The organism is Acidobacteriota bacterium (assembly GCA_030697165.1).
Taxonomy (GTDB): domain Bacteria; phylum Acidobacteriota; class Vicinamibacteria; order Vicinamibacterales; family UBA2999; genus 12-FULL-67-14b.
Genome location: JAUYQQ010000004.1, coordinates 267,404 through 279,529, shown reverse-complemented (window position 1 = coordinate 279,529; position 12,126 = coordinate 267,404). Strand labels below are relative to the sequence as shown.

10 protein-coding genes are annotated in these 12,126 nt (G+C 66.8%); 5 read left to right on the top strand and 5 right to left on the bottom strand.

What is annotated here, in order from left to right; genetic code table 11:
* Positions 1–30 precede the first annotated feature (30 nt).
* Positions 31–1,212: a M24 family metallopeptidase gene (locus Q8T13_05265; GenBank protein ID MDP3717163.1), complete on the bottom strand. Its 1,182-nt coding sequence runs from the start codon at positions 1,210–1,212 to the stop codon at positions 31–33.
* A 126-nt stretch (positions 1,213–1,338) separates the two neighbouring features.
* Here Q8T13_05265 and Q8T13_05260 point away from each other — a divergent pair, with 126 nt between their 5' ends.
* The gene (locus Q8T13_05260) at positions 1,339–3,834 is read left to right on the top strand and encodes a VWA domain-containing protein (GenBank protein MDP3717162.1); all 2,496 of its coding nucleotides are present in this window, start codon (positions 1,339–1,341) and stop codon (positions 3,832–3,834) included.
* Positions 3,831–4,193 carry a hypothetical protein gene (locus Q8T13_05255; protein ID MDP3717161.1) on the top strand — a complete coding sequence of 121 codons (363 nt, stop codon included), beginning with the start codon at positions 3,831–3,833 and terminating at the stop codon, positions 4,191–4,193. Before Q8T13_05260 ends, Q8T13_05255 begins: the two co-directional genes overlap by 4 nt.
* Positions 4,194–4,265: 72 nt before the next feature.
* Here the strand turns inward: Q8T13_05255 and Q8T13_05250 are convergent, their stop codons facing one another.
* Complete coding sequence (locus Q8T13_05250; GenBank protein MDP3717160.1) at positions 4,266–4,589, bottom strand: hypothetical protein; 324 nt, start codon at positions 4,587–4,589, stop codon at positions 4,266–4,268.
* Between the two features lie 221 nt (positions 4,590–4,810).
* Positions 4,811–5,272, bottom strand: a complete 462-nt coding sequence (locus tag Q8T13_05245) for a hypothetical protein (GenBank protein ID MDP3717159.1) — start codon at positions 5,270–5,272, stop codon at positions 4,811–4,813.
* 169 nt (positions 5,273–5,441) lie between these two features.
* On the opposite strand from Q8T13_05245, the gene Q8T13_05240 reads away from it, so the two are divergent.
* Positions 5,442–7,034, top strand: coding sequence for a M28 family peptidase (locus Q8T13_05240; protein ID MDP3717158.1), 1,593 nt, complete (start codon positions 5,442–5,444; stop codon positions 7,032–7,034).
* Between the two features lie 62 nt (positions 7,035–7,096).
* Here the strand turns inward: Q8T13_05240 and glgP are convergent, their stop codons facing one another.
* Together glgP and Q8T13_05230 are read right to left on the bottom strand one after the other, a co-directional pair.
* On the bottom strand, positions 7,097–9,241 hold the full coding sequence (gene glgP / locus Q8T13_05235; protein MDP3717157.1) for an alpha-glucan family phosphorylase: 2,145 nt from the start codon (positions 9,239–9,241) through the stop codon (positions 7,097–7,099).
* Positions 9,242–9,252: 11 nt separating this feature from the next.
* The gene (locus Q8T13_05230) at positions 9,253–10,221 is read right to left on the bottom strand and encodes a pyridoxal-phosphate dependent enzyme (protein ID MDP3717156.1); all 969 of its coding nucleotides are present in this window, start codon (positions 10,219–10,221) and stop codon (positions 9,253–9,255) included.
* A gap of 151 nt (positions 10,222–10,372) precedes the next feature.
* On the opposite strand from Q8T13_05230, the gene Q8T13_05225 reads away from it, so the two are divergent.
* Together Q8T13_05225 and Q8T13_05220 are read left to right on the top strand one after the other, a co-directional pair.
* The gene (locus tag Q8T13_05225; GenBank protein ID MDP3717155.1) at positions 10,373–11,545 is read left to right on the top strand and encodes a P1 family peptidase; all 1,173 of its coding nucleotides are present in this window, start codon (positions 10,373–10,375) and stop codon (positions 11,543–11,545) included.
* A 282-nt stretch (positions 11,546–11,827) separates the two neighbouring features.
* On the top strand, positions 11,828–12,097 hold the full coding sequence (locus Q8T13_05220; protein ID MDP3717154.1) for a hypothetical protein: 270 nt from the start codon (positions 11,828–11,830) through the stop codon (positions 12,095–12,097).
* Positions 12,098–12,126: the final 29 nt, after the last annotated feature.

Genomic DNA, 12,126 nt, shown 5'->3' with positions numbered 1-12,126 from the left:
TCCTCCAACAAACCCGCAATTGTTACTTATCTAGACTAACGCGATGATGGCCGACTGGCGAGGCCCGGTGACTTCGGGGCCGGCGCTGGTCCAGACCATGTTGATCTCGGTGCGAACCCCAAAATCCTTGAAATAGAGACCCGGCTCAATCGTAAATCCACTGCCGGGCAACAAGCGCCGCTCGTCGTGGGTTTCGTAATCGTCGAGGTGGGCGCCATTACCATGGACGTTTTCGCCGAGGCTATGGCCGGTGCGGTGCAGGATGGCGTCGCCAAATCCCGCGTCCTGCAACACCTTCCGAGCGGCCCGGTCGGCCTCGAAGCCGCGGACGTCGCGCCCGGCGCCGGCCGCAGCCTGGACCACCTCGACCGCGGCATCGCGGGCGCCGCAAATGGCCGCAAACGCCTTCGTCATGCGATCCGGCACGTTGGTCCCAACAAAACCAATCCAGGTGATATCGGCGTAGACCGCGGCCGGCTCAGCCAGCTTGCCCCACAAGTCGAGCAGCACCAACTCATCCTTGCGAATCACCCGATGCTCGGTGGCCGACGCCAGGTAATGGGGGTTGCCGGCGTTTTCCTGCGCCGAGACGCACGGGGCCGAATCCGCGACCAGGCCTTCATCGCCGAACCAGCCGACCATCTGCTGCTGGATGTCGAATTCGGTGGTCGGGACGCCGTCGCGCAGGCGGCGGGTGACCGATTCGAAGGCGCGGTCCTTGATGCGGTACAGCGCCTCGGAGGCCTTTCGGTGCGTGGCGATCGCCGCCTCGTTCCAGTAGGCCTCGAACTGCTGGATCAGGTCGCCCGATGACACGACCTCGACGCCGAAGCCGCGCACCAGTTCAACGGTGCCGGCATCCACGCGCGATACGTACGGGATGGCGCAGCGCGGCGAGTACTCCATGGCGACGCGCGCGAGGCCCTTCAGGAGGCCCCCGAGGCCGGCTTCCAGTTGCTCGCGGCCGGCGTACACGGTCTTGGTGCCGGGCAAGTGGTCGAGGTTGTAGCGCTCGATGGCATGCACCAGCGCCCGCGGTTCGCCGCTGGCCGGAATCAGGTAGAACCAGCGCCGTGTGGCCAGGTGCCCGGCGCCGCCCATGCCGGCCATGCGGTAGGACACGGGATTGGAGCCCTGGAAGTCGTACAGAAGCCAGGCGTCGAGGCCGTGGGCGCGAAGGGCCTCCTGGACAGCGGCCACGTTCATGGGCATATTCCCCCGATTATAGCGGACAGCGCAGAACCGGCCGCCGGGGCCATGCGTCCTATAATCAGCGAGCGCCACTTCGCGGCCGGCCAGCGCGCCGCCTTGGTGGACCATCAGGGATTTAAGAGCGATATGAAGACACCAGCACTTCTTTGCGGGCTGATCATGGCAGTGGTTGCCGTCGGCGGCCCGGTCCAGGGACAGGCAAGCCAACCAGCAGTGCCCGCCCAGCCGGCGGCGCCGCAGCAACCGCCCATTACGTTCCGTGCCGAGATTAATTACGTCGAGGTCGACGCGCGCGTACTCGACGCGCAAGGCAAGTTCATCCCCGGCCTCACCCCAGCCGATTTTCAGGTGCTCGAAGACGGCAAGCCGCAGCAGGTCACCGCGTTCTCACTCGTCAACCTGCCGGTCGAGCGGATGGAGCGGCCGCTGTTTGCCTCGAGGCCGATCGAGCCGGACGTGCGCAACAACCTGCAGGCGGCCGACGGCCGGATCTACCTGATCGTGCTCGACGACCTCCATACCAATCCGCTGCGGTCGAACCGCACCAAGGCCGCCGCGCGCCAGTTTATCGAGCGCTACATCGGCAGCAACGACATGGCGGCCGTGGTGTTCACCGGCGGCCGCGCCGACGCCGCCCAGGATTTCACCACCAACCAGCGGCTGTTGCTGCAGGCGGTCGATAAGTTCATGGGGCAGAAGCTGCGCTCGTCGACCATGAACAAGATCGACGACTACAACCGGAACGCCGGCTCGCCGATGGCCGGTGAGAAGCCGACCGACCTGGACGACCGCGAGCGCGGCTACCAGGCCCGCAACGCCCTCGACACCGTTCGTAACCTGTCGCAGTACCTGGGCGACATCCGCGGCCGCCGCAAGGCGCTGGTGCTGTTCAGCGAAGGCGTCGATTACGACATCAACGACGTGTTCAACAACTCCGACGCGACCATGGTGATGGATGCCACGCGCGACCTGATCGCCGCGGCAACGCGCGCCAACGTGGCGGTCTACGGGGTCGACCCGCGCGGGCTGGCGACCGCCGGCGACGACATGATTTCGATCCAGTCGTTCCCGGATGACACGTCGCTTGGCCTCGGCGCCGGCGCGATCTTCAACGAGGTGCGGCTCGGCCAGGACAGCCTGCGCGTGCTGTCGGAAGAGACCGGCGGCTTCGCCGTGGTCAACCGCAACGACTTTGCCACCGCCTTTCAGCGCATTGTCGACGACAACAGCGCGTACTACGTGATGGGTTACTACTCGACCAACGATCGGCGCGACGGGCGCTTTCGCAAGATCGAGGTCAAGCTGAACAACAAGCCCGGCCTGGTGGTCCGCGCCCGCAAGGGCTACGTCGCGCCGCGCGGCCGCGCGCCGGAAGCCAAGCCAGCCACCGCCAACTCGGCGTCGCCCGAACTGCGCGACGCCATCGAAAGTCCGCTGCCGCTGCCCGGCCTCCCGCTCAGCATGACCGCGGCCGTGTTCAAGGGCCCGGCGCCCAAGGGCTCGGTGGTCATTTCGACCCTGGTTAACGGCAGCACGCTGCCGTTCGCCGAAGCCGACGGCATGTTCAAGAACGACCTCGAAGTGATGGCGATGGCCACCGACGAGAAGGGCAAGACGACCTACAGCGATCGCAACACCGTGAACCTGAGCATGAAGCCCGACTCGGCCAGCCGCGTGAAGGCCAGCGGCTTCCGCGTGATCCAGTCGATGGATCTCGCCCCGGGCCGCTACCAGCTACGGGTGGCGGTGCGGGAAAGCCAGACCCTGAAAGCCGGTTCGGTGACCTTCGATCTCGAGGTGCCCGACTTCGCCAAGCGGCCGCTGTCGATGAGCAACCTCGCCCTGACCTCGGCCATGAGCGGGATCGCGCCGACCGTCCGGCCCAAGGATCCCCTGGAGAAACTGCTGCCCGGGCCGCTGTCGAGCTATCGTGAGTTCCCGACGCAGGATGAGATCGCCCTGTTCGCCGAGGTCTACGACACGATCAAGCCGTCCCACAAGGTGGCGATCACCGCGACCGTGAAGGCGGAAGGCGGCCAAACCGTGTTCCAGACGTCCGAGGAGCGCGATAGCACCGAGCGGGGCGCCGGCGCCGGCGGCTACGGCTTCCTGGCGCGCGTGCCACTCAAGGACCTGGCGCCCGCCCTGTACGTGCTGCGCGTCGAAGCCACGGCGTCGATCGGAGACCGCGCGACGACCGCCCAGGAAGTGGTCTTCCGCGTGGCCGGCCAGCCGGCCGCGGTCTTGCAGTCCGCGCCGGCCCCGGTCGAGACCGTGGCGCGCGAGTCGTCCAGCGGGGTCGACGAGGCGCGGCAGGCGGTCGTCAACTCGGCCGGCGAGTGGACGGCGCTGTGGCGGGAGCACGACGGCCGCCGACCGCCGCCGGCCGTCGACTTCAACACCCGCACCGTGCTCGCCATATTCCTCGGCTCGCGGCCGTCGGCCGGCTACGCCGTGGAGATCGTCGGCATCCGCACTGACGCCGCCGGCCTGGTGGTCGAGTGGCGCGAGCGCGCGCCCGAGCGCGGCATGGTGGCGGCGCAGGTCATGACCTCGCCCGGGCACATCGTCTCGGTGCCGAAGGTGACCGGCCCGGTCAGGTTCGAGAAGGCCGTGAAGTGACCGAGTCGACCAGCACCGGGGTCGACCCACGGTTGGCCGCGGTGCTGTGTTACGCGGGCTGGTGGGTGACCGGCCTGGTATTCCTGTTCGCCGAACGCCGGCACCGCGGCGTCCGTTTCCACGCGGCACAGTCATTACTGCTGTTCGGGACGCTGTCGCTCCTGATGCTGGCATCGGGCGGCGCGAGTGCCGTCGCCTTCTTCGTCGGCGGCCCGTCGTTCCAGATGCTGCAAGCGGCCGGCAACGTAGTGTGGCTGGGGGCGGTGGCCCTGTGGCTGGTGCTGCTGCTCAAGACGTGGCGGGGCGACACCGTGCGGTTGCCGATCCTGGCCGGCCTGGCCGACAAGCTCGCCGGATAAAAAAAGACGCCAGGTGTGATTTTCGGCTTGGTCACCGTGAAAATCACACCCGGCGTCTTGTGACGATTCGCTTTAGGTGGTCGGAACGATCTTCGGCACGCTCTTCGGCTTCACCACGCCGTTGGCATGCGAGAAGTTGTAGCTGTTGCTTGCCATGCGCGCGTTCCTCGGCGTGGTCAAGGTGACCGTGATCACCTCGCCGGGCATGAACGGCTTGGGGTGGCGGTAGGTGTCGCCGCCCGACAACGTGCCGGTCTTGTCGATCCAGCTCTCCTCGAGTTTGAAGCCGGCGATGGGCCCGGCTGCCGTGTTCTTGATCGTAATGGTCGTGACGACATTGGTGCCGACGACCTTAGTGACGGGCTTGGTGTACTCGACCGTCGCATCACCACGCACGGGCGAAATCAACTTTCGAGGTGCGGCCGGAGCCGCAGGCGTTGCCGGCGCGGGCGCCTGGCCCGCGAAAGCCGCCGGGGCAAGTAGCAGTCCTAGAGCTGCAGCCACTGCCAACCGCTGTTGCAATTTCATCAGATAAACCCTCCGAGGCCGGATTATATCCCGCCTTCGCATTTCTTGCTTCGGCGCGGTCGCGCCGTAGCCCTCCGGGCGTAGGCGGACTACATCTCGCCATTCCAGTCTTCCGGCTCAGCCGCCGTCGACCGGAAGACTTCCAGGTGCCACTTACCGCCGCCCCACGGCTCAATCACTTCCGTGGCCACCACATCAACGAGCAGTTCCGCGAAAGTTCGTCCCTCGGGGTCGCCCTCGAGGTGGTACGCCGGGTCGTCCCACGCAAAGTTGGGGTAGATGGTCATCGTCAGGAACAGGTCATACCCGTCGTCGACCACGATGATTTGGCCGATTGGGCGCTTTTGCGTGGAGTGATAGACGAGGTACTTCTCGGCGCTGTGGGCGCGGATGTAGCGCTTGAGCGCAAACTCGCGCGCGACGATTTCCTCGACGGCGATCTTCTTGTCCCAGCAGTCGCGGCAGTAACGTTCCTCGCCGCGGGGCTCCGAGACTTCCTTGGCCCCGCATAGCGCGCAGCCTTTTTTGTTGCCAATTGACTTCCGAGACATAACTAACAAATTGTACTTCACCGGCGGGGTGCAAGGTGTCCGCCTACGCGGCCGGAGGCCGCTACGGCGAGACCTCGCCGAAGCTCGCGCTGTGCCGTGGCGAGCGAAGGCGGGGCTAAGGTGCCTAAGGTGCCTAAGGGGCCTGGGGTGCGTTGGTGGGGCGAGCTAAATGAAAAAGTGCGTATTCGTATTGTTGCTGTCGTCGACGCTTGCCGCGCAAGCGCCCCCGCATTTGCCCCCGCTCGATCGGTCGCTGCCGCCGGCGGCCGAGTCCATTTACCAGGCGCTCGCGCCTCGGGTGGATGCCGATGTGGCCATGGCGACCGTCCGCTTCATGGCGCCGATGTGGCGCCTGGCCGGTAATCCCGCGTACGAGCAGTCGCAGCAATTCATCTTCGACCGTCTCGCCGCGGCCGGCTTGTCGCCGCGTTATGAGACCTTCACGGACTCGAGTACCGGGTGGGAGCAACGAACCGGGACGCTGCGCCTGGGCGGTCCCACGGGTGAAGTAGTGCTGTCGCGTGAGGCCGATCGCGTGGCGCTGGCGATCAACTCGTTCAGCACGCCCGCCGGCGGTGCGTCGTTCCGCCTGGTCGATGCCGGCGCCGGCAACAGCGCTGCCGCGTACGAGGGTAAGGACGTCAAGGGCGCCGTGGTGCTGGTGAGCGGGCCGCTCGGCAGCGCCTGGCAGCAGGCGGTGCGCGCGCGCGGCGCGGCCGGCGTCATCTCGACCGACCTGGCTCCATATACCCGGCCCGAGCAGACGCCCGACGTCCTGCAATGGGGCAGCATCCCGTTCGACGAAGCGCGCCGGTCGTTCGGCTTCAAGTCGACGCCGCGCGCGGCGCGCCGGCTGCGCGAGGCACTGGCCCAGGGCGCCGTGACCGTGCACGCCGACCTTGACACCGTGTTCCATCGCCGGCCGAATCGTACGCTGGCCGTCGAGATCCCGGGCCGAGCGAAGGCAGCCGAGCGGGTGTTGCTGGTCGCGCACGTGCAGGAACCCGGCGCCAACGACAATGCCAGCGGTTGCGGCACGCTGCTCGCGGCGGCGCTGGCCATTCACGACGCCGTGCGCCGTGGCGCGGCGCCGGCACCCGAGCGCACCATCACGTTTCTCTGGGTGGACGAGATCCGCGGCAGCCAGCAGTGGATCAAGGATCACCCTGAGGACGCCAAGCGCGTGCTGGCCATGCTGTCACTGGACATGACTGGCCAGGACACGGCCAAAACCGGTGGCACGTTCCTGATCGAGAAGGGCCCCGATCCGTCGGCGATCTGGGACCGGCCGTCGGATCCGCATTCGGAGTGGGGGAAGGGCAAGGTCGATCCGGCGACCGTGCGTGGCAGCTTCCTGAACGACCTGCACCTGGCGGTCAGCCTGCGCCGCGCCCGTGACACCGGCTGGGTGGTGCGCACCAACCCCTACGAGGGCGGCAGCGATCACACGGTCTTCACCGACGCTGGCGTACCGGCGCTGCTCAACTGGCACTTCACCGACCGCTACTACCACACCAATCTCGACACCGTGGACAAGACCAGCCCGGCCGAAATGCAGCACGTCGGCATTGCCGTGGCCACGACCGCGCTTTACCTGGCGGCCGCGGGCCAGGGCGAGATTGGACCGATGACGGGATTGATGGAAGCGGCGCGCGACGCGCGCCTGGCCACCGAGAACACCAACCGCGCCACTTCCGAGATTCTCGAGGCGTGGCGCAAGTGGTACGCCGAGGCGATTGAAAGCGTGAACCGCCTCCGTTGAATAACAGGAGGCTCAGAGATCAGGAGCCCAAACGTAATGTCTCCTGAGCTCCTGATCTCCTGTTATTTCTTGGCCGCGGGCCCGTACATCTCGGTGATGTACTGCTTCACCATGCGGCGCGTGGAGAACCGCGGGATATTCGATCGCATCGACTCGCGCACCACCTGAATCCAGCGGCTCGGCAGCCCGCTGGCGTCGCGGTCGTAGAACGCCGGGACGATCTCGGTCTCGAGCAATGTGTAGAGCGACTCGGCGTCGGCGGCATCGGTCGCCGCCTGATCGTCGGGGTTGGCATGGCTTTCAATCAGCCAGCCGTTCTTGCCGTTGAAGCCCTCGGCCCACCAGCCGTCACCGATGCTGAGGTGCGGCACGCCGTTCAACGCCGCCTTCATGCCGCTGGTGCCGCTCGCCTCGAGCGGCTTGCGCGGGTTGTTCAACCACACGTCGCAGCCGTGCACCAGGTAGTGCGCCAGGTGCATGTCGTAGTCGTCGATGAAAGCCAGCCGGCCGCTGAACTTCGGATCGAGGGCATGACGGAACACCCGCTGCAGGTGGTGCTTCGCCGGTTCGTCGGCCGGGTGGGCCTTGCCGGCAAACACGATCTGCACGGGCCGATCGAGCGCGGTCAGGATGCGCGCCAGCCGATCCGGATCGTGGAAGATCAGCTCGGGCCGCTTGTACGCCGTGAACCGGCGCGCGTAGCCGATGGTCAGGGCACCGGGATCGAGCATGCTGCCGGCGGCGACAATGCGCGAGGGGCTGACGTGTTCGTCGGACCAGCGCGAGCGCATGCGTTCGCGGATAAAGCTGAACAAGTCGGTCCGCATCTCGTGGCGCATGGCCCAGATGTCGGCGTCGGGAATGTCGAGCAGCCGCTCCCACAGGGCCGGGTCGTCCACCTGGTCGAGCCAGCCCGGGCCGAAGTGCTGGTTCAGCAGCTGGAACACCGAGCCCGCCATCCAGGTGGGCACGTGCACGCCGTTGGTGATGCTGCGCACGGGAATCTGGTCGGCGGGCAGGTCGGGCCACATCGGCCGCCACATGGTGCGTGTCACCTCGCCGTGCAGCGCGCTGACGCCGTTGACGTGGCCCGCGGTCCTGAGGGCCAGGGCGGTCATGTTGAATTGCGAGCCGTTCCCGCTGCCGTTGTCGTATTCGCCAAGGGCCAGGAACCGTGGCCGGTGTTCGCCAATTTCACCCCACGAGCCCGCGAGGTGCTTCTCGACCAGGTGGAACGGAAACGCGTCGTGGCCGGCCGGCACCGGCGTGTGGGTGGTGAACACGGTCGAGCGCCGCACGATGTCGAGCGCGTCGTCGAACGAGTGGCCTTTCTCGATGCCCTCGCGAATGCGCTGCAGCGCCACGAAGGCGGCGTGGCCTTCGTTCAAGTGCCACACCGTCGGGGTGATGCCCAGCGCGCGGAGGGCCCGCACGCCGCCAATGCCGAGGATGATTTCCTGCTGGATGCGCGTTTCGTGGTTGCCACCGTAGAGCCGCGCCGACAGCTCGCGATCCCACGGCGCGTTCTCGGCCAGGTCGGTGTCGAGCAGGAACAACCGGACCTTGCCCAGCCGCACCCGCCACACCGCGGCCAGCACCGTGCGGTCGCCCAGCGGCACCGCGGTGATGCAGGGCTTGCCTTCGGGCGTGAGGGCCGCCTCGATCGGCGCCTCGGTCCAGCTGATCCGCTGATAGCGCTCTTCCTGCCAGCCCTCGTTGCTCATGCGCTGCAGGAAGTAACCCTGCGGGTACATGAAGCCCACGCCGACCAGCGGCACTCCGAGATCGGCGGCTTCCTTGCAATGGTCGCCCGCCAGCACGCCGAGGCCGCCGGCGTAGATGGGCAGCGACTGGTGCAACGCGAACTCGGCCGAAAAATACGCGATGCTGCCGCCGTTGATCAGCGACTCGCGTTCCTGCCACCACGGGTGCGCCTGCGTGCGCGCATTGTCCAGCCCGAAGATGGCCTGGTCGTACGCTTTCAGGAATGCGTCGTCACCGGCGGCGCCGGCCAGCTGCTCGGCGGTGAGGCTTTGCAGCATGCGCACCGGGTTGTGCGCGGTCGCGCGCCACAGCCCGTAGTCGAGGCGGCGGAAGACTTCGCGCGCCCGTTTGTCCCAGCTCCACCACAAGTCGAGGGCGAGTTCGTGCAGACGGTGAATGCGCGCAGGTAAAACGGCGCCAGCGGAAAAACGTTCTTCTGACATCTACAACTGTCCTATTCGGTAGCGCCAACCAGCGTGGCGAATCTTGCGAGGTCGATATTGCCACCAGAGACCACGGCGACAACTTTGCCGGTGCCGGCCCGGCCGCTCATGGCCGCGGCAATCGCGCAGCCGCCGGCGCCCTCGGCCACGACGTGCACGCGGTCGGCCGCGTAGCGCATCGCGGCCGCGATGTCGGCGAGCTCCATCACGATGGCGCCATCGACCAGTTCCTTCAGGAGCGGCCACATCGTGGCCAGCACCGACTTGCCGCCGGCACCGTCGACGAACGACGCGGTCCACGCGTCGAAGTAGCTCGGCTCGCCCTTGGCCAGCGAAGTTGCGAGCGGCGCGGCGGTCGCCGGCTCGGCGGCATAGATCTTCACCGACGGCTTGCGCGCGCGCATCACCGAGCCAATGCCCGACAGCAGCCCGCCGCCGCCGAGCGACGCGACTACCGCATCGACCTCGGGAAGGTCTTCGAGAATCTCGAGACCGGCCGTGGCGTTGCCGGCGATGAAGTCGTCGTCATCGAACGGATGCACGAAATGACCGCGCATGCGCGGCGAGGCGTGGGCGATCACCGTTTGCCAGCACTCGTCGTAGCTGGCCTTGACGATCGTGGCGCCGAGGCGCTCGATCGAGCGCAGCTTGGTCTCGGGGGCGGTGTCCATGACCATCACCGAGCACGGCACGCCGGCCCGGCGCGCGGCAAAGGCCACGCCCTGCGCGGCGTTGCCGGCGCTGACCGTCCACACGCCGTCGCGCAGTTGCGCGCCGCTCAACTTGCGCACGGCATTCCACGCGCCGCGGATCTTGAACGAGCCGATCGGCTGCAGCGACTCGAGCTTCAGGTAGATCTCGGGACGCGGTGGGCCGTCGCCGTCGAACGGCAGGTCGAGCCTGACAAGCGGGGTGCGAACGGCGGCGTCGTAGACGTGCCGCGCGGCTTCGTCGATGGCTTCGATGGGGATTTGCCGCATGCAACCGGGAAAATCGTATCATTCAAGAGCTAAGGTGCCTAAGGTGCCTAAGGTGCCTAAGGTGCCTAAGGTGCCTACGGTGCCTACGGTGCCTACGGTGCCTACGGTGCCTACGGTGCCAGGGGTGCCAATGGTGCCAGGGTGCTCACACATGAAACATTTCTCACTCATCGTGACGTTGTCGGTGTTCGGCCTGGCAGGCGCGCTGGCGCAGTCTGATGCCCGGCCGCGGGCGCGGGATATCGGGTTGGCGCCGGGTGTGTTCGCGACCGGGCCGCTCAATGCGATCACCGACGTCGCCGGGGTCAGCGTCGGACACACCACGCTGGTCGTCGGCGATCACGTCCGCACCGGGGTGACCGTGGTCGTGCCCCATGCCGGCAACGTGTTCCAGGACAAGGTGCCAGGCGCCGTCTTTATCGGCAACGCGTTTGGCAAGCTGGCCGGCTCGACGCAGGTCGAGGAGCTCGGCACGATCGAGACGCCGATCGCGCTCACGAACACCCTTGGCGTCGGTGCCGCCATGGATGGGCTCGTGCGCTGGACCCTCGATCAGCCGGGCAACCAGAACGTGCGCTCGGTGAACGCCCTGGTGGGGGAGACCAACGACAGCGGCCTCAACGACATTCGCGGGCAGCACGTGCGGCCCCAGCACGTGCTCGAGGCGCTCAAGGCCGCGACGACCGGCGCGGTGCCTGAAGGCAGCGTCGGCGCGGGCACGGGCACGCAGGCCTTTGGCTGGAAGGGCGGCATGGGCACGGCCTCGCGCAAGTTGCCGGCGGCGCAGGGCGGCTACACGCTCGGCGTGATCGTGCAATCCAACTACGGCGGCGTGCTGACGATGGGCGGCGCGCCCGTGGGGCAGTTGCTCGGGCGGTATGCCTATCAACCAAAGGCTGCCAGGCAACCCCACGAAGGGGTTGCCTCCACCAACGGGGACGGGTTCGGCGACGGTTCCTGCATGATCGTCGTCGCGACCGACGCGCCGCTCGACGCCCGCGACCTGAAGCGCGTGGCGGCCAGGGCCATTTACGGCCTGGCGCGGACCGGTTCGTCGTACAGCAACGGCAGCGGCGACTTCGCCATTGCCTTTACGACGGCGCCCGACCTGCGAACCCGGTTCGGGTCTTCAGTTCCCCAGGCCAGGACCCTGTTGCCGACCGACGGGGTGTCGGCGCTGTTCCAGGCCGCCCTCGAAGCCACCGAAGAGGCGGTTTACAACTCGCTCCTCAAGGCGACGACGGTGACCAGCCGGAGCGGCACCGTCGAGGCGTTGCCGATCGACCGGCTGCGCGAGATCCTCAAGCGGTATCCGAGGCCATAAGAGACTTGACCTGTCTCGGCTCCGTTCGATAAGCTCTGCTTACACATGGCCGCCGTTCGACTCTTCGTTCGCCTTTCGCTGCGGAGCCTTATTGGCCTCCTGGGGCTTATTGGCCTTCGACCTGTCGCGACCGCGGGATGATGTAACTCAAGCCGAACCAGCAAGTTCCTTAAGAGGCCATCACCCGCAAGGGGATGGCCTTTTCTATTTGGCGATTTGGCGATTTGGTGATTTGGTTCGGATTTATTGATTTGGCGATTGCGCCGATAAGGGGAAGTGATCATGGACGGCAGTAGTAGCAATCCTAAGGTGTGGGTGAACGGACGAATGCAGGAGCCTGACCGCAATGATGCGGCCCTCGCCTCACTGTGCCAGGCGGTCGAGCGCGCGGTGCGCACGCATCAGGCCGCCGGCGTGCGCGCCGTCATCCTGATGGTCGATTCACCCGCGCCGCGCCAGACCGCCGAGCCGGTCGTGACGCCAATGCCGGTGTATGTCGATGTGTTCGACTCGGGCTTCGGCCACGATTCCGGTTACGGTCACGGCATCTAGAGCCCAGGAGGAAGCAGGAGTCCAAGAGT